Raw genomic sequence first — 18,316 nt, forward strand, 5'->3', positions numbered from 1 at the left:
TCCTTTCTTGTGAAAAGGAGGAAACCGCCGATGGAAGCAAACCGCCGGCTATGGCCATTTCGTTATACGTTTCTCTTCTCTCTTATCCTGCTGATGGCCATCTGGTTCGGATCCATGGCCATCGGCGTCGCTGATACGACATGGAGTGACGTATGGCGCGCGCTCTTTTCCGATGAACAAGGTAAACAACTGGACTTGATTCGCGAGCTCCGTTTGCCTCGGGAAACCGCGGCGGCCTTTGTCGGCGCCGGACTCGCCGTCGCTGGGGCGATCATGCAAGGAATGACACGCAACCCGCTTGCTGACCCAGGACTGCTCGGCTTAACCGCTGGAGCGAACGCAGCGTTGGCCATAACGATGGCCTTTTTTCCTTCCGCCCATTATCTCGCAATCACCATCGCCTGTTTGCTTGGGGCGGCGGCCGGAGCAGGGATGGTCTTTGGCATCGGCGCCGCCCGCAAAGGCGGCTTTTCGCCATTGCGCATCGTCCTAGCCGGCTCGGCGGTCTCAGCGCTTTTGTTTGCCGTCGCTGAAGGAGTTGGCCTTTATTTTCATATTTCCAAAGACGTTTCGATGTGGACATCGGGCGGGGTATCCGGAACGTCGTGGAAACAGCTGTCAGTCATCATTCCGCTCATCGTGATCGGGCTCGCCATTGCCGTATGGTATTCGCGGCAGCTGACGATTCTTAGCTTGAGCGAAGACGTCGCCGTTGGCGTCGGACAAAAAACAACAGCCGTCAAAACGTGGCTGTTTTCCGCTGTGTTTTTATTAACAGGAGCATCGGTCGCCATCGCCGGCAACATCACCTTCATCGGCTTGATGATCCCTCATCTTGTGCGCGCAATCGCCGGCGCCGATTACCGATTCATCATCCCGCTGTCGGCCACGGTCGGCGCGACCGGCATGATCGTCGCTGATACGGCGGCCCGCACGGTCAATGCCCCATTTGAAACGCCAGTGGCAGCCATCGTTGCGGTGATCGGCTTGCCGTTTTTCCTGTTTGTCGTGCGGAAAAAAGGGAGGGGCTTTGAATGAGAATGCGCATCACAGCAGTGTTAGGCATGCTTTTGTTGCTTATTGCCGCAACAGCCGCCATCGCGTTGGGCACCGGCGAAGCGCCGCTCTCGTACGGACGCATCGCGCCGACACTGTTCGGCTACGGTTCGATGCAAGAAGCGTTTATTTTGTTTTCTCTCCGCCTGCCGCGCATCGTGATTACGTTGCTCGCCGGGATGGCGCTCGCCTTGTCGGGAGCGATGCTGCAAGGCACCACCCGAAATGAGCTCGCCGATCCGGGCATATTGGGCATCAACGCCGGTGCCGGCGCAGGCGTCGCTATATTCTTTTTATTTTTCCCTATTGAAGCCGGGACGTTCCTTTATGCTCTGCCGCTCGTCGCCTTAGTGGGAGCACTGTTGACGGCGGCGGCCATGTACGCCGTTTCCTACCATCAAACAACCGGGCTGCAGCCGGTATCGTTCGTCCTGACCGGGGTCGGGTTTTCGATGGCGCTCTCCGGGCTCATGATCATCCTCATTTCCGCCGCGGACCGAACGAAAGTCGACTTTATCGCCAGATGGCTTTCCGGAAACATTTGGGGCGATGATTGGCCGTTTATTTGGGCGATGCTGCCGTGGCTTGTCATCGGTGCATTGATCGGTCTATATCGGGCGAAACGGCTAAACCTTTTGTATTTAGGCGATCCGGTCGCCATCGGCGTCGGCGTTCATGTTCGCCGCGAGCGGCTCGTACTGATGGCCACAGCGGTCGCCGTCGCTGCAGCGGCCGTCGCTGTAACCGGGGGCATCTCTTTTATCGGCTTAATGGCGCCGCACATCGCCAAAATGATCGTCGGCCCGCGCCATGAGCGAGCCATTCCGGCAGCGATGCTCATCGGCGGCTGGCTGCTGCTTGCCGCTGACACGATCGGGCGCAACGTTCTCGCCGAACCGCTTCCGGCCGGAGTTGTTGTGTCATTCATCGGTGCACCATACTTCATTTATTTGTTATTGAAGCGTTGAACCTTTTGATGGCCATGAGACGGATCAAGGATGGCGGATAAGCTCATTCAACTGCCTTCATCTTCATCTCTACTCCCGTTTCACTTTGAAACGGGAATTTTTCCGTTTGCGATGTGAAAAGGGCTGGCTCCAAGACCGAAAAACAGCCTTGGGCGCGCAGCCCTTTTTGGCAAAACCATTCCTTAAAATGCCGGAATTAAGAAGCCCGGCACCGCTTCCAAAAGCGGACAGCTCCAATCAAAATGATGGCAGCAATAATGACATACACCACTTCGGCGTACATCCCAATCACCTCGGACACTTTCCCCCACGACTCACCGAGCGCCGCCCCGATCGAGATTAAAATCGTATTCCAAATGAGCGTGCCCAGCACCGACAGCCAGACAAACAGCCCTATATTCATCTTCGCCATGCCCGCCGGGATGGAAATCAAGCTGCGCACCAACGGAATCATGCGGCCAAGAAAGACGGCCCATACCCCATAACGGTGAAACGTCCGGTTCGCCTTGGCGATGTCTTCCGGCTTCACCCGCAGCCATCTCCCCCAACGGTCGACGATCCGCTCGAGCCGTTCAATCGACAACAGCCGGCCAATTCCGTACAGCACCAATGCCCCGGCAACCGAACCGGCGGTCGCCGCCGCAATGACGCCGGGCACCGTCAAAGACGTGTACGTCGTCATAAACCCGCCAAACGGCAAAATGACTTCCGACGGAATCGGTGGAAAAATGTTTTCCAGCGCGATGATCAGAAAAATGCCGATATAGCCGAATTGTTCCATTACATTCGTGATCCACGCCTGCATGGCGCCATTCTCTCCCTTCCGCCCGGCTCATTGTATGTATGCATGTCTCTTTCCTCATTAATGTATGTATATGATATGGTAGTACAAAAAAAGATCCTTTGCAAAAAAGAAAAGCAGCTTGCTTTCGCTCTCCCTTCGATATCACCGGCTTCATCGGCGTCTCGCAAACGAAAGGCCGCCCACCCCCAAGCAGATGAGGATGGACGGCACGTCCCCCTAGCAACAACCTTTCCATGATTATACCCAACCGCGGTAGCGAGCTGCTTCTGCTGTTTGGCGCAGCCCGATCATGTACGCCGCCATGCGCATATCCACACGGCGCGATTCCGCCAATTCATAGACGCGATGAAACGCGCTCGTCAATTTCTCTTTCAACTTCTCGACGACTTCCTCTTCCGTCCAATAATAGCCTTGGTTGTTTTGCACCCATTCAAAATAGGAAACCGTCACCCCGCCAGCGCTCGCCAGCACATCAGGCACCAATAGCACGCCCCGCTCCGTCAAGATTTTGGTCGCTTCCAGCGTCGTCGGGCCGTTGGCCGCCTCGACCACAATTTTAGCGCGAATATTCGCGGCATTGTCACGCGTAATTTGATTCGCTACCGCGGCCGGAACTAAAATATCACACTCTTTTTCCAGCAGCTCTTGATTGGTGATGACATTCTCAAACAGCGTTGTCACCGTGCCAAAACTGTCGCGGCGATCCAACAAATACGGAATATCCAGTCCGTTCGGGTCATACAACGCGCCATACGCATCGGAAATGCCAATGACGCGAGCTCCAGCTTCATGCAAAAACTTGGCCAAAAAGCTGCCTGCATTGCCGAATCCTTGAATAATGACCCGCGCCCCCTGCAACTCAATTCCCGCTTTTTTCGCTGCTTCTTCGATGCAAATCGTGACACCGAGCGCCGTCGCTTTTTCCCGACCTTGGGAGCCGCCGAGCACAAGCGGCTTGCCAGTGATAAAGCCAGGCGAATCAAATTCGCGGATGCGGCTATACTCATCCATCATCCACGCCATAATTTGCGAGTTGGTAAACACGTCCGGCGCCGGGATATCTTTGGATGGCCCCACGATCTGGCTGATCGCCCGCACATAGCCGCGGCTGAGCCGCTCCAGCTCACCCATCGACATGTTCCGCGGGTCGCAGACGATGCCACCTTTGCCGCCGCCATACGGCAAACCGACAATTCCGGCTTTGATCGTCATCCACATCGACAGCGCCTTCACTTCTTCCTCGGTGACATCCGGATGAAAACGAATGCCTCCCTTGGTCGGCCCTACGGCATCGCTATGCTGGGCGCGGTAGCCGGTAAACACTTTCACCGTTCCGTCATCCATACGGACGGGAATGCGTACGGTAAGGACGCGCAATGGTTCTTTGAGCAGCTCATACATCTCCTCACCGTAGCCGAGTTTGGCCAGCGCCGCTTTGATCACACGCTGGGTGGAGAGAAACATATTTTCTTCCATCGTCTCATTCGCCTCTTTGACTCGATTTATGGACGGGACAAGACATTCGCAATCCGTTCAAACGCCCAATCCAATTCCTCTTTCGTAATGATGAGCGGCGGTGCGAAACGAATGACCGTCTCATGCGTTTCCTTGCAAAGCAATCCTTGCTCTTTCAGCGCCTCACAGTACGGACGCGCCGGCACATGCAGCTCGACGCCGATAAATAAGCCGCGGCCGCGGATTTCTTTCATATCGGCGTTTCGGATTTGTTTTAGTTTCGAAAGGAAGTATTCGCCAAGCTCAAGCGACCGCTCCGCCAGCCGCTCTTCTTCGATCACCTCAAGCGCCGCGATCGACACCGCGCAGGCGAGCGGATTGCCGCCAAACGTCGATCCGTGCGAGCCGGGTTCAAACACCGACAAAATGTCGCGGTTGGCGACGACGCACGAAATCGGGAACACCCCGCCGCCCAATGCTTTCCCTAAAATATACATGTCAGGCACAACATCTTCCCAGTCGCAAGCAAATAACTTTCCAGTGCGCCCCAAACCTGTTTGAATTTCATCCGCAATGAACAACACGTTGTTTTCTTTGCACACGTCATAAGCCGCTTTTAAAAAGCCTTGCGGTGGGATGCGGATGCCGGCTTCTCCTTGGATCGGTTCGACAAGAAACGCCGCCGTATTCGGTGTAATCGCCGCTTTCAACGCTTCGATGTCGCCGTACGGGATGATTTTCACCCCGGGCAACAGCGGACCAAAACCCCGTTTATAGGCCGGTTCGGACGACAACGACACCGCGGCGAGCGTCCGGCCGTGGAAATTGCCTTCACAAACGATGATTTCCGCTTTGTTGTCCGGAACGCCTTTTACATCATACGCCCAGCGGCGCGCCGCCTTGAGCGCCGTTTCCACCGCCTCGGCGCCGGTGTTCATCGGCAGCACCATGTCCTTTTTCGTCAGCTGGCACACTTTTTCATACCACGGGCCAAGCTGGTCGTTATGGAAGGCGCGCGATGTGAGCGTGACGCGATCAGCTTGCCGCTTTAACGCCTCCACAATTTTCGGATGCCGATGTCCTTGGTTGACGGCCGAATAAGCGCTTAACATGTCCATATAACGGTTGCCCTCTGGATCTTTCACCCATACCCCTTCCGCTTCCGAAATGACAATCGGCAATGGATGATAATTTCGCGCTCCATATCGTTCCGTTTGTTCGATCAGCTGTTCGGACTTCGTAGCCATCATCAACCGCTCCTTTCCTTATCTGCGTTTCTTCGCTATAAAAGGGCGGACGCCGCCGCCCTTTTTTGGTTTAAAACATTTCCGACACCGTTTTCGCTTGCATATGGAGGATCAAATAGTCCGGGCCGCCCGCTTTCGAGTCAGTACCTGACATGTTGAAGCCGCCAAACGGCTGATACCCGACGATCGCCCCTGTGCAGCCGCGGTTGAAGTACAAATTGCCAACATGGAACTCGTGCCGCGCTTTTTCAAGATTCGCCCGATTGCGCGAGATGACGGCGCCCGTCAAGCCGTATTCCGTGTTGTTCGCGATCTCAAGCGCATGATCGAAATCGCGCGCTTTCGCAAACGCCACGACCGGTCCGAAAATTTCCTCCTGCATGATGCGCGCGTTCGGGTCGACATCCGCAAACACGGTCGGCTGGATGAAGAACCCTTTCGAGTCGTCTCCTTCCCCGCCGGTCATGAGACGGCCTTCCTGCTTGCCGATTTCGATATACTCCATAATTTTGTTGTACGCCCCTTGGTCGATGACAGGCCCCATAAACGTCGCTTGCTCCGCCGGATCGCCGACGTTGAGCTGCTTCGTCAGCTCGACAACGCGATTCAACACTTGGTCATACACATCTTCGACGATAATGGCGCGCGAGCACGCCGAACATTTTTGCCCAGAGTAGCCAAACGCCGACGCCACGATCGATTGCGCCGCCAGTTCGAGGTCCGCTTCTTTATCGACAATGATGCCGTCTTTGCCGCCCATTTCCGCGATGACGCGTTTCAGCCAAATTTGCCCCGGATGCACTTTCGCTGCCCGCTCATAAATGCGGATGCCGACATCGCGCGATCCGGTGAAGCTGATAAATCGTGTGCGCGGATGGTCGACGAGATAATCCCCGACTTCGGCTCCGCTGCCCGGAATATAGTTCAACACACCAGCCGGAAGCCCCGCTTCTTCCAACACTTCCACAAATTTATACGCCACGACCGGCGTTGCGCTTGCCGGTTTCAACAGCACCGTATTGCCGGTCACAAGCGAAGCGACGGTTGTTCCCGCCATAATGGCAAACGGGAAGTTCCACGGCGAAATGACAACCCCGACGCCAAGCGGAATGTAGAAGAACCGGTTCGTTTCCCCCGGACGGCTCTCAACCGGAATGCCGTCTTTCAACTTCAACATTTGCCGGCCGTAATATTCCATAAAGTCGATCGCTTCCGCGGTATCGGCGTCCGCTTCGCGCCACGGTTTGCCTGCTTCTTTCACCAGCCAAGCGGAAAACTCGTGCTTGCGCCGGCGCACGATCGCCGCCGCCCGGAACAAAATATCGGCCCGCGCTTCCGGGCTCGTCCGGCTCCAAGTGCGAAACGCCTCATCAGCGGATTTCATCGCCCGCTCCGCCAGCTCTTTGGTCGCTTTCGCCACCCGGCCGACCACTTCCGTTTTGTTCGCCGGATTGATCGAAATGATTTTGTCTTCCGTCATCACCCGTTCGCCGCCGATCACAAGCGGATAATCGCGCCCAAGCTCCGATTCCACTTTTTTGAGCGCTGCTAAAAACGCCTCACGGTTTGCTTCTACGGTAAAGTCGGTGAGCGGTTCGTGTCTGTACGGCTGCACCATTTCGTCATCCTCCTTTTTAAAGGCAAAAAAATTTTTCGTTATAAAACGGTTTCATAGTTATATTATGCAAATGATTATGGCTTTTTTCAATGATTTTTACTTGGCGGCCTTGAGCTCCCCTTTTTCTGCGGCTAGGAGCTGAACCCGTTTTTTCGCCACAAGGTGGTAGTACCCATAACACGCAAGGAGAAACGGAATGCCGCAGTAAAGAGCGATCCGTTGATCTGGAATAAACGCCAGTCCGATGATCGTCGCCATATTCAGCGCAAACGCCGCGAGCGGCACGAACGGATACAACGGCGTCCGGTATTTCAGATCGCGCACATCGCCGCCTTCGCGCAAAAACGCTTTCCGGCCGAAATAGCTTGACAGCGCGATGGAAGCCCACACCGTGACGGCGCCAAAACCGGCGATCGCCGTCAGCCAGACGTACACCGTATCTTCCGCATACACGCTGCACAACAGAGACAAGCAGCCGATGGCAATGCTGGCAATAAGCGCATTGATGGGCACGCCGCGTTTCGATAGCTTGCTGAAAAACGGACTGACCATGCCTTGGCGCGACATCGACCAGAGGACGCGCGATGTCGCATATAAGCCCGAGTTGGCCACCGACAGCACCGCCGTAATGATGACAAAATTCATGATATCGGCCGCATACGGAATGCCAATGTTGTCAAACACCTCAACAAACGGGCTTTCCACAACGCCGGCTTTCTCCCACGGAAACAAGCCAGCCAGCACAAAAATGGCCAAAATAAAGAAGATCAAAATGCGCCATATGGTGTTGCGCAACGCAACCGGCACTGTTTTTTCCGGCTCGCGGCTTTCCCCTGCCGCCACGCCGACCAATTCCGTCCCTTGGAACGAAAAGTTCACGAGGATCATCGTCGTAAAGATGGCCCAAAACCCGTTTGGAAACAATCCGCCATGATCAGTAAAATTCGAGAAAAACGGAGCGGGCTGTCCATTTTTCATCTGAATGACGCCAAACATGGCCGCCAGACCGAGAACAATAAAGGCGATGACCGTCAACACCTTAATGCTCGAAAACCAAAACTCCACCTCGCCAAATCCTTTGACAGACAACGCATTGATCAAAAACAAGAGCAAAGCGAAGACCGCACAAAACACCCATGTCGGCACATCAGGAAACCATCGCTTCATCAAAATGCTGACCGTGAGCAGCTCGATGCCGACCGTCACCGACCAGTTCAGCCATGACAGCCAACCGATGCAATACCCCACTGCCGGCGAGATGAATTTCGTCGCATACGTCTGATACGACCCGGCATCAGGAATTCTCACGGCCAATTCTCCTAACGAAAGCATGGTCAAATACATAACCAATCCGCCAAAAAGATAAGCAACGACGGCCCCTCCTGGCCCCGCCTCATGAATCGTATAACCCGATCCTAAAAACAAACCGGTGCCGATCACTCCGCCTAGCGCGATCATAAATAAATGCCTGCTTTTTAGCTCTCGTTTCAGTTCTTGCACTGGTTGCATCCGAAAACTCTCCCCTCTCTATGATAGATTCCGCAATCGCTTACATTTTTATCAAACGAATAGCAACCTCCTTTTATGCAAAATTATTTTTCAATTTATAATGTATTACAACTTTATTATGAAATTATTTTTTTCTATTTTCAATATATTTAGCAAAAAATTTTTTCACATCTTTCTTTCCCTTCCTGTCTCCCGTCCACCTTATGCTATAATACAAAAAAGAGAGGTGCTGATCGTGAACCGGGATATGGAAACGCTTTTATCAATGTATGAGCAAATTCTCGAAATGATCGACCTTGGCGTCCATGCCGTCGATCAACATGGGAAAACCGTCATTTACAACCGGAAAATGCGGGACATCGAGGGTATGAACATCGAGGACGTGCTCGATAAAAACATTTTGGACGTCTTCCGCTTCAACCCGGAGCAGCCGAGCACGCTGCTAGAAGCGCTGCGCACCGGCAAGAGCATTCTGAATCAACAGCAAACGTATTTCAATAACAAAGGGCAAGCCGTGACAACGGTCAATCAAACGCACCCGCTGCAAAAAGACGGGCGCATCATCGGCGCCGTGGAAATCGCCAAAGACATCACGAAGTTCCGCAAACTGATCCAAGAACACCACCAACGCAAGGAAGCCAGTCGCACGTTTGCCGATATCATCAGCCAAAGCGAAGCCATGCAAAAGGCCATCCGCCTTGCTCGTCATGCCGCCCGCTCCGAGGCGTCTGTGCTGCTCATTGGGGAGAAAGGGACAGGAAAAGACTTGCTCGCTTCCTGCATTCACCACGAAAGCGAACGGCGAGCTAAGCCGTTTTTTGCGCAAACGTGTTTGTCGCTTCCGGACGATTGGATGGAAACGATGCTGTTTGGCAGCGAAGAAGACGGCGAGATCCAGCCCGGCTTGTTTGAACAAGCGGACGGCGGCACCGTCCTGCTTGACGATATTGACTCGTTAAGCCTGCCGCTTCAACAAAAACTTGCCCGTTTCCTGCAAGAAAAACAGTTTGTCCGCGCCCATGGCCAAGAACCGGTTCGTGCGGACGTTCGCCTCATCGCCTCGACAAGCGGCGACCCGATTGACGCGGTCCAAAACGGAGAATTGATCAAATCGCTTTACTACCAAATTGCCGTCCACTGCATCGTCCTGCCGCCGTTGCGCGAACGGAAAGAGGACATTTTGCCGCTCGCCATCCATTTCATCCGTCAAGGCAACGAGCGCTATGGCCTACATGTCGAAGGACTCAGCGATGACGTGCAAGAGGCGTTTCTTGCTTACAGCTGGCCCGGCAACGTGCGCGAACTGGAGGCCGTCATGTTGGAAACGATGGCGACGATGGAACAAGAACAAACCATCACCCTCGCCCATCTGCCTGCCCCTTTTCGAGCCAAGCTTGCGCCCGACGAAACGAAAACGGACTTTTTATTTGATACGGAAGACATTTTGCCTCTTGACAAATACATGGAAGAAGTCGAAATTTACTACATCCGCAAGGCGCTGCAGCATCACGGCTTCAACATCACAAAAACGGCCAAAGCGCTCGGCTTAAGCCGACAAAACTTGCAATACCGCATCCGCAAGTACCAGATTGATAAGGAATGGGGATAAGCTGCAGTTGGCGATCGTACGGCCAAAAGGACAGGGGAGGTCGCTGTGGATGATCGACGCTCATATTCATCTCGATCAGTACACGGACATCGAGGAACAAATCAACCGTTGGCAAGAAGCGGGCATCATCGGCGTCGTCGCCGTATCCACCGATTTGCGCTCAAGCCACCGAACGCTCGAGTTGAAACAGCGATTCCCTTCCTTCGTCTACGCCGCCATCGGTTTTCATCCCGAGCAACCGCTGCCAAGCGCAGCCGATTGGAACGAATGGACAGAGCTTGTCAAACAAGAGCGGCCGCTGCTCGCCGCCATCGGCGAAGTCGGGCTGCCATACTATTCAGCGGAAGCATGCGCCAAGCTGCCCGCGTATCAAGAACGATTAACCGAAATCGCGGCCATCGCCGCGGATGCCTCCTTGCCGCTCGTTCTTCACGCCGTCTACGACCGCGCTGAAACCGCCTTGGCCATCTTGCAGCAAGCTGGCGTCCGACAAGCCCATTTCCACTGGCTGAAGGCCGAGCCTGCCGTGGTCAAACAAATCATCGAGTACGGCTGCTACATTTCCGTCACTCCAGAAGTGTGCTACCGCGAGCGCGACAAGCAGCTGTTATCCCTCGTTCCCATCGAGCAGCTGCTCCTTGAAACCGATGGCCCATGGCCGTTTGCAGGCCCGTTTGCCGGAAAACTGACAACGCCGTTATGGCTATTGGACTCCGCGCGAGCCGTGGCGGCACACTATGGCCGAGATATCGAACAAGTCAAAACCATGATCACGGCGAACACAAAACGGCTTTACGGTTGATCTTCCTTATCGTACGATGAAACCAAATCTACATCGAAATGAGGGAAACATGATGGATCATAATGAGCGAGTGCGCCAACAGCTGATCAAAAGCGTTTCCGGGCTGTCGGACGAACAGCTGAACACCCGGGCGGCGAAAGGGAGTTGGACCATCGCCCAAGTGCTCGAACACCTGTACTTAATTGAAACATCGATCGCAGCTATGATCGCCCATACATTAAAGCATGGCGAGAGCCAGCCGGTTGAGGAAAAACCGATCCACTTGACCGTTGACCGTTCTAAAAAAGTGGAGGCGCCTGATTTCGCCCGCCCGGGCAACCGCTTTTTCACTCGACACGAACTGGAAGAAAAATTGCATCAATCGCGGCAGCGGTTGCGCCAAATCACGGAGCAAGCCAATCCGGCTGACTTGGAAGCCAAATCGTTCCCGCATCCCATTTTTGGGCCACTGAATTTGAAGCAATGGGTGGAATTTGTCGGCTACCATGAACAGCGCCACCTCGCGCAAATTGAAGAAATCAAGGCACAGCTTCCGTGAGGAGCGGGCGGCTCATCAAGGAAAAAGCCGAGCAACGACCAGCCAAATCCCGCCCTGCTCGGCTTACAACGATTTTCCATCTTCATGTGAACGCTCCACTGCCCCTGTCACAGCCATTGTTTTCACTTGCTTTAACGTCGCCACGATGAGAAAACTGACAATAACGAGCAAACACCACGAACTCACCTTCCCAAGATGAACAAGGCTCCACGCCTTCGCCTGGTTTGGATATTGCCAAGCGCCAAAAAAGGTGGCGATGTTTTCCGCGATCCAGATGAAAAACCCGATCAGCAAAAACGACAAAACAAGCGGCATCCGGTAGCGGATTCCCCCGACCTCATACGTCACCCATGACCGCCAAAAGACAAGCATGACGAGGCTTGAGAGCCACCAACGAACGTCCACCCAATAATGGTGGGTGAAAAAATTCAAGTAAATCGCCGAAGCGAGAGGAACGACCATCCAAAACGGCGGCCATTGCACCAACTCCACCTTCAGCCTTCGCCACGCCTGGCAAAGATAGCTGGCGACGCTCGCATACATAAAGCCGCTGTACAAGGGCACGCCAAAGATTTTCGTATACCCCTCTTCCGGATACGACCACGAACCCATGCGCACTTTAAACAGCTCGAGCGCAAGTCCAATGACGTGGAACAAGGTGATCACTTTGAGTTCATCCCGCGTTTCCATCCCTGACCGCACCATCCACCATTGCATGAGCAGGCAAATAACAAGCAGCCAATCATACCGCGGCAATAGCGGAAGCGGCGCGATCTTCGTCAGCGCCAATGAGGCAAAAATGACAACCGGAAACACGCAAGATTGCGCCCGCACCCAACCGAAGCGAACAAGCTGCACAAACGCTTTGATGAGCCGCGACGTTCTGCCAAACGAACCCCTAAATGTTGCAGGCGGCACCCCTCGTTTGAAAGCAAAAACCGCAGAACACCCCTGACGAAGGGCTCTGCGGCTACTTTTTCCCATAATCAATTGAAAACCTGACATAACTCTGGTTTCCAACGAAACTGCCAAATCAGTCACCGATAAGCGGCCATGGCCTCGGCTTTCGTCCTGTGAACCGTGCCAAACGGATGCTCGGGCGGAGCATAAATGGAATATAGCTTCAAGGGAACATGCCCTATATTGGTCACATTATGCCACGTCCCAGCTGGAATCATGATCGCGTCACCTTCGGACACTCTTCTTTCAAAATCCAGACGGTCTTTTCGTTCCCCCATCTGCACAAGACCCTGTCCTTGTTCAATACGAATAAACTGGTCCACATTCGGATGAACTTCCAGTCCAATATCTCCTCCTACCTCAATGCTCATCAACGTCACTTGCAAATGTTTTCCTGTCCATAATGCGGTTCGGAAATTTTGATTTTGCTCGGCGGCTCTCTCAATATTGACAACGAACGGTTTTCCGCCGTAATCTCTCAATTTGATGGGAGGAAACCTGTCGTTCCTTGCATGTTGTAGCATACCATAAGCATACGGTGACCAGCTCCACCAGTCATAATGAGGGGGGCAGTAACTGGACATCGGGTAAGGCCACTGAGTGCTAATATACGGATGGGCGTAATTCGGATTCAATTGCCTGTTCACTCTCCTCACACTTGGAATCTGCTACTATCTTATGCAATGGCCCAGTCTGGCGTGACAAGAGCACACGGGCGAAGCATCGCGAGGAAAAGAAACCCTCAAAAAGCGGTGGCCATTCGCCGCCATGAAACCCGAACAGGTTAGACTCTTCCCGCCTGTCTAACCAACTCAGCCAAATGATCTCCATTTTTCAAGTGTCAATTCGTGACAGGAAAGCTAAAGAGGGTGCTAGGTATGACAGACCAATCTTTAGGTTTTATCATAGGCACTCGCTGACATTGCCTTGTTCATCGATAAATAATGCCGTGATTCCTGTTCTCTTCTTCGCTAACAGAGGTAGCCTGTCCCAAAGATTTCGAAACTGTTTCACATCTGGTAATGCGATGCTGTATTTGGCATTGGGATCCTCCATTCTTTGCAAAGTTTCCGCCAATACCCCTAAGAAATAATTCACGTTCATTGGATTTGATGTTCCTAGACCCTTCACCTCAATAATCCAACGCTCATTACCTCGGATTGCGTTTATATCAATTCCAGGTGTTTTTCCCCACGCAATTTGTGTTTCCCATCCTTCTGAATGCAGGTATGCCTGCAAGACCTCTTTAATATAGTCTTCTTTCAACTTCGAATCTGTATTCTCTGTTATCTTGGAATCGTTTCCTTGAGCCGAATTCACTACTAATCCGTCATCGGTTAAAAAATTACCTATTAAACCATCCTTACGGACAACCCGCCTAAGCAAACCTCTATTCGCCAAATTTCTACAGGCTTGATTCACTGATTGTTGCGGATTATTTTTACCCAATAAGATATCAGTAATTTCCCGATCTGTTAACCCATCCTTCTCTGTTAATAAAGTTATAATCCTATCTGTTAGGGTCATTTTTCCCATCCTTTCATGAACACTGTTCGCATCTATGTAAAATCATTGATTTGCAAATAAATCAGGAAACTCGCTTCGAATTAAATTATAACATTCGTCGCATACCACATAATTCCTATCCCCTGTCCCTACGAACTTCACCCTTATCTGGTAGTTCACATTCGGTTTTAACTCCGCAGGCAAAAAACTGGTACTGCAAGAGCCGCAACAACCACGAAATTTCAAGTAGCATTCCATACAAAGGCTTCAAGAAATGCTCGTACCTCTCCTGGTGCTCTGGAATCAAAAACATAGAAGTTCCCTCCTGTTTTTTTGAAGAACTTCTATGTCATATGCGGATGGGCAGGTGCTGATAATTGTGCAGGTCGATGATTGGTTAAAAGATGGTTGGATAAGCGTGCAACCGATCCATGTTCAACAGGTCAGTTCCCGTTCACCTGTCGAATATAAATTCCGCCACGTTCCCCATGCAACAAGCCCCCTGGGGGTTGTTCACTTCACAACCGCATCGCCCTGCCTGGACATGGGCTTTGATTTCCTGAAGCGGCTCTCCGCCGTTCCGCACAGCTCGCTCAATGCGTTCCCGCGTCCAGTCAAAACAGTAACAAACAGGAACATCCATGTCCGAATCCTTTTGAAACACGGGCACTTTCAAGTCTCCTACGGCAAAAGTCAGCGAACCGTCCCACGCAAAATAGACCGTTTCGCAGGACGGGTTCGGGCAAAAGGCGTAATCACGGTCAGGTTCAAGCGTCGCCAAAGCCGCAGGTTTCAACAACGACTTGAGCGTGATCAGCGGCACCCGTCGTCCGTTTTGCCCGCAGTTCGGGCAATTCGTTTTCATCGTTCCCACACGGTTTGTCGGAGCACAACAGTCCATATTTCCATCCCTTTCATGCAGTGTTATTGCAAGTATCCAAGGTTATACCGACTTTCTATCTTTTCAATATTGTATCACATGCCAGGTGTGGCAATATTAAAAAACGACCTTCCCCTTGCCTACTTTGGCAAACCAACCGCAGGATCCTGATCAACCCATTTTAAATTCCCTACTATGTCAAGAGAAAATAATTCATGTCCATCCCACTCAAGCCCCACCAAAGCCTCCAATCCCTTGCCGCACAAAGGGTTTCAGGTTTTGAGGAGCTAGTTGGTACAAAATACCAAGAAAATAAAAAGTGGGCTCTTCACCAAAAGTTGTACTTGATTTTTTCTGAACATACCCTATTTACGCTTGTGAGGGAAAATGTAAACTAGCACATTATTTCAGAATCCCTTTTTCAAATTATTTCAGGCGGATTCGGAAATAATGTGCAAAATTTTTGCGGATTGTTCCGGATTTTGCACATTCTTTCGGAACGTTTGCACGCTCTTTCAGATGAAGATTTCCAGCGCGCCTGATGGACCTATGGAAAAGAGAAAGCACAAAAGAGGCCGATTCGGCCCCTTTCGTGCTAATACCCCATTTCCTCTGCGGCCATGCGCACCATTTCTTCGTCAATGGCGTCCTTTTTCAGCTGATACCCGTATAACAGGCACGTCGTGGCCAACGTGTTGATCACCCGAGGCCATCCCCGCGACTGCAGGGCAATCGCCTCTAACGCCGATGGGGTGAAGATCGGATGCTTCGCCCCGGCCTGTTTCATCCGATGTTCGATGTAGCCCGCCACCTCTTCCTTCTCCAGCGGCCCCATCCGGTATCGCATGATGATCCGCTGGTCGAGAGGGCGGTGCTGATTGAGCCGCAGCTTCCCCTGTAAATGGGGCAGCCCGGCCAAAATCAAGACAAATGGGTTGGTCGAATCCATCTCAAAGTTGAATAAGATCGCGATGTCCTGTAAAAATGCATCCTTCGCTAAATGCATCTCATCCAAAATGAACACCGGCGTGATCCGCCGTTCATGATACAATCGCTCGATCGCCTGCTGGATTTGGCTGAAGAGGTCTACCTTGCGGTACTTCGGTTCCTCTCCTAATCCCAAGGCCAGTCCACGGTAAAAATCCATCACGCCTCCGGTGGATAACGGAAAGTAGACGACATGATACAATGATGGATTCAATGACTCTTTCAGCGCCCGAAGGGCGAACGTCTTGCCCGCCCCCGGCTCTCCGATCAACAGCCCGATCCCCCGGGTTCGTTTCACGTACTCCAGCGCCCGCAACGCTTCCTGAAATGACGCCCCTTGATACGCCTCGGACGGGTCTGTTTCTTTCGCAAACGGCTCCCGCGAAAGGGAGTAAAACGATTTATACACCGTATTCTCCCTCCTTCGCCGGAATCGCCGCAAACGGGGACCGATGGCGTTTTACATAGGCATTGTCCTCCAAACGCACCCGAATGGCTTCCGCCACCCGTTTGCCATCTTCGTACACATAGACGCCTCGTTCGTCATAGCGGAGCTCAATCGATTGCCCAATGAACCGAGGCGGCACTTCGTATAGCTGTTTATTCAGGGTGATCGTGCCATCGGCTTTCACCTTGCGGTGCTCCCGTTTCAGAAAAATCGCATCCAGCCAATCGCCATCTTCGATGAACGACACGAGATGCACTTGCGATTGAAACACCTCATGCGGCGTTTTTCCGTCCAGTGAGGCGTGCGGTTTTCGATGATACTCCTCTTCAAGCCACTTCCAAAAACGCTCGTTCAACTCGTCAAGCGACTTCGGCGGATTCAGCTCCAACAGTGGATAAAACCGTGTCTGTACGGTGCGGAAGAACCGTTCGATTTTTCCCTTGCTTTGCGGGTCATACGGCTGGGTGTGGATGAGTGTAATCCCCATCTCGGCGCACGCATACTGCAGCACCTCGGACCGATAAATTTTCCCGTTGTCCGAGTAAATGCGTTTCGGCTTCCCGCAACGAAGCACCGCTTCCTTCGTGACGATCCGCAGCCCGTCAAACTTCTCCGAAGGGAAAAATTGGGCATATGGCACTAACCGCGAGCAGTCATCGATATACGCGATCAAAAACGTTTTCTGGGCTTTCCCATGGACGCGAATCGTGGGTCCATGGGATAAGTCCCCTTGCCATAGCTCATTGATCTGGTCATACGCAAAACGCTTTCGCTCCGGCATCGGCAAGATTTCTTTTCCCACCAGGTTGTGTTTTTTCAACAATCGGTATATAGTAAAGTAAGAGGTATGATTTTCTGGGATTTCCCCCTGCTCGATCAGGTGTTCGTAGAACACCGTCACGGGCATGGTGGGATGTTCTTTTCTTAGGGCTAAAATATGATCCTCATCATCGGGCGACAGACGCCTTGAGTGGCCGCGGTCCGAACGGCGCTTCGGCTTTAAGGCGTCAAAGCCCCCTTTTTTGTATCGGGTGCACCAATCGAGGATCGTCTTGGCTGCGATTCGTTTGTCGCCCTGGTGGGGAACATGGTGCACTCGCTCGCTCACCTCTTTCAGATACGTCTTCGGTTCCACCTGCCCATTCACCAACGGAGCGATTAGCCCGTACCGAAACAGGGCAATGTCGTGTCTCATCGACTCATCCATTCGAATCTCCTCCTTGTCTCACTTGGAATCAGGACCGTTCCGGTCCGTCTGCCCTTATCGTACCGAATTGCTTTTTCTCCGTCGATAGGAAAGGTTTGTGGGAACCTCAACTATTTCCAATTTAGGGCATGTATGTAAAATCAGGATCCCATTTGATTCGCAAAAGGGTGTCGGAATCCGTCCTCCCACATGTCTCTGATGACCGAATCAAGACCGTGTTTCTCCAACGTCCGGATCCACCAGGAAGCCCGTTCCTTTTCTTTTTTCACGATAGGGCCTATGATCCTCCACCGCCTCGCAAAAAAGCTATGAAGGCTTGATAGGTTTCGATAGAACCGTCGGACATAAAAGATGATGCCGTCCTTTGTCAGGAGGAACGGAGCCCGGTTCGTCCCCTCGATCAATCCCAACTGCTCTTTCACGACTTGCCATATGGCGGACAACGTATACTGAAAATACGGGAGGAGAAAGGAAGGCAGCACACTCACCGTCTTCAAGCATTCCCGACAGCGATACCGGACAATCCAAATGCGATAATCACCATGTGGGGTCAATGCGTTTCGCTCATAGTAACCGTGGCGGTGCAACGGGCGCTTGGCCCGGCAATGCGGACACTTTTTCAGAAGAGGGAAGTCGTTTTCTTTTCCACGCTCTGCATACGTTTGGACGTCAATGCCAAAGTCATGAAATTGAATCACGTCCTCCTCCCCCTCCTATGAAC

17 protein-coding genes are annotated in these 18,316 nt (G+C 52.5%); 5 read left to right on the forward strand and 12 right to left on the reverse strand.

Annotated elements, in window-relative coordinates; translation table 11 throughout:
* Positions 1 to 30 precede the first annotated feature (30 nt).
* Both ACVX3G_RS01705 and ACVX3G_RS01710 read left to right on the forward strand, forming a co-directional pair.
* Positions 31 to 1,038, forward strand: coding sequence for a FecCD family ABC transporter permease (locus ACVX3G_RS01705; protein ID WP_014194646.1), 1,008 nt, complete (start codon positions 31 to 33; stop codon positions 1,036 to 1,038).
* The gene (locus ACVX3G_RS01710) at positions 1,035 to 2,024 is read left to right on the forward strand and encodes a FecCD family ABC transporter permease (RefSeq protein WP_014194645.1); all 990 of its coding nucleotides are present in this window, start codon (positions 1,035 to 1,037) and stop codon (positions 2,022 to 2,024) included. Before ACVX3G_RS01705 ends, ACVX3G_RS01710 begins: the two co-directional genes overlap by 4 nt.
* 196 nt (positions 2,025 to 2,220) lie before the next feature.
* Here the strand turns inward: ACVX3G_RS01710 and ACVX3G_RS01715 are convergent, their stop codons facing one another.
* The 5 genes from ACVX3G_RS01715 to ACVX3G_RS01735 all read right to left on the reverse strand — a co-directional run bounded on the left by ACVX3G_RS01715 (position 2,221) and on the right by ACVX3G_RS01735 (position 8,658).
* Positions 2,221 to 2,829 carry a DedA family protein gene (locus ACVX3G_RS01715; protein ID WP_025038891.1) on the reverse strand — a complete coding sequence of 203 codons (609 nt, stop codon included), beginning with the start codon at positions 2,827 to 2,829 and terminating at the stop codon, positions 2,221 to 2,223.
* Between the two features lie 237 nt (positions 2,830 to 3,066).
* A complete protein-coding gene (locus ACVX3G_RS01720) occupies positions 3,067 to 4,305 on the reverse strand; it encodes a Glu/Leu/Phe/Val family dehydrogenase (RefSeq protein ID WP_013144008.1) in 1,239 nt (412 codons plus the stop codon).
* 26 nt (positions 4,306 to 4,331) lie between these two features.
* Positions 4,332 to 5,531 (reverse strand): ornithine--oxo-acid transaminase, encoded by a 1,200-nt coding sequence (locus ACVX3G_RS01725; protein ID WP_479454567.1) that lies wholly within the window; start codon positions 5,529 to 5,531, stop codon positions 4,332 to 4,334.
* A 70-nt stretch (positions 5,532 to 5,601) separates the two neighbouring features.
* The gene (gene pruA / locus ACVX3G_RS01730) at positions 5,602 to 7,149 is read right to left on the reverse strand and encodes an L-glutamate gamma-semialdehyde dehydrogenase (protein WP_479454568.1); all 1,548 of its coding nucleotides are present in this window, start codon (positions 7,147 to 7,149) and stop codon (positions 5,602 to 5,604) included.
* Positions 7,150 to 7,245: 96 nt separating this feature from the next.
* Complete coding sequence (locus ACVX3G_RS01735; RefSeq protein ID WP_129447500.1) at positions 7,246 to 8,658, reverse strand: amino acid permease; 1,413 nt, start codon at positions 8,656 to 8,658, stop codon at positions 7,246 to 7,248.
* Between the two features lie 235 nt (positions 8,659 to 8,893).
* On the opposite strand from ACVX3G_RS01735, the gene ACVX3G_RS01740 reads away from it, so the two are divergent.
* The 3 genes from ACVX3G_RS01740 to ACVX3G_RS01750 are packed head-to-tail and all read left to right on the forward strand — an operon-like array spanning position 8,894 to position 11,607.
* The gene (locus ACVX3G_RS01740) at positions 8,894 to 10,267 is read left to right on the forward strand and encodes a sigma-54 interaction domain-containing protein (RefSeq protein ID WP_479454569.1); all 1,374 of its coding nucleotides are present in this window, start codon (positions 8,894 to 8,896) and stop codon (positions 10,265 to 10,267) included.
* A 49-nt stretch (positions 10,268 to 10,316) separates the two neighbouring features.
* Positions 10,317 to 11,069 (forward strand): TatD family hydrolase, encoded by a 753-nt coding sequence (locus ACVX3G_RS01745; RefSeq protein ID WP_479454570.1) that lies wholly within the window; start codon positions 10,317 to 10,319, stop codon positions 11,067 to 11,069.
* Between the two features lie 49 nt (positions 11,070 to 11,118).
* Positions 11,119 to 11,607: a DinB family protein gene (locus ACVX3G_RS01750; protein WP_479454571.1), complete on the forward strand. Its 489-nt coding sequence runs from the start codon at positions 11,119 to 11,121 to the stop codon at positions 11,605 to 11,607.
* Between the two features lie 63 nt (positions 11,608 to 11,670).
* On the opposite strand, the gene ACVX3G_RS01755 is transcribed toward ACVX3G_RS01750, so the two are convergent.
* The 7 genes from ACVX3G_RS01755 to ACVX3G_RS01785 all read right to left on the reverse strand — a co-directional run bounded on the left by ACVX3G_RS01755 (position 11,671) and on the right by ACVX3G_RS01785 (position 18,293).
* Positions 11,671 to 12,525, reverse strand: a complete 855-nt coding sequence (locus ACVX3G_RS01755) for a DUF817 domain-containing protein (protein ID WP_479454572.1) — start codon at positions 12,523 to 12,525, stop codon at positions 11,671 to 11,673.
* Positions 12,526 to 12,644: 119 nt separating this feature from the next.
* Entirely contained in the window at positions 12,645 to 13,202 is a 558-nt protein-coding gene (locus ACVX3G_RS01760) for a cupin domain-containing protein (RefSeq protein ID WP_025039108.1), read from the reverse strand.
* 268 nt (positions 13,203 to 13,470) lie between these two features.
* Positions 13,471 to 14,094, reverse strand: coding sequence for a hypothetical protein (locus tag ACVX3G_RS01765; protein ID WP_015373749.1), 624 nt, complete (start codon positions 14,092 to 14,094; stop codon positions 13,471 to 13,473).
* 433 nt (positions 14,095 to 14,527) lie between these two features.
* Positions 14,528 to 14,974 (reverse strand): putative iron-sulfur cluster-binding metallochaperone, encoded by a 447-nt coding sequence (locus ACVX3G_RS01770; protein WP_014194633.1) that lies wholly within the window; start codon positions 14,972 to 14,974, stop codon positions 14,528 to 14,530.
* Between the two features lie 574 nt (positions 14,975 to 15,548).
* Positions 15,549 to 16,349: an ExeA family protein gene (locus ACVX3G_RS01775; RefSeq protein ID WP_014194632.1), complete on the reverse strand. Its 801-nt coding sequence runs from the start codon at positions 16,347 to 16,349 to the stop codon at positions 15,549 to 15,551.
* Positions 16,342 to 17,595: an IS481 family transposase gene (locus ACVX3G_RS01780; RefSeq protein ID WP_014194631.1), complete on the reverse strand. Its 1,254-nt coding sequence runs from the start codon at positions 17,593 to 17,595 to the stop codon at positions 16,342 to 16,344. The genes ACVX3G_RS01775 and ACVX3G_RS01780 overlap by 8 nt, the downstream gene beginning before the upstream one ends.
* A gap of 140 nt (positions 17,596 to 17,735) precedes the next feature.
* The gene (locus tag ACVX3G_RS01785; protein ID WP_014194630.1) at positions 17,736 to 18,293 is read right to left on the reverse strand and encodes a DUF6431 domain-containing protein; all 558 of its coding nucleotides are present in this window, start codon (positions 18,291 to 18,293) and stop codon (positions 17,736 to 17,738) included.
* Positions 18,294 to 18,316 lie beyond the last annotated feature (23 nt).

This window comes from Geobacillus sp. PLS 41, assembly GCF_056494105.1.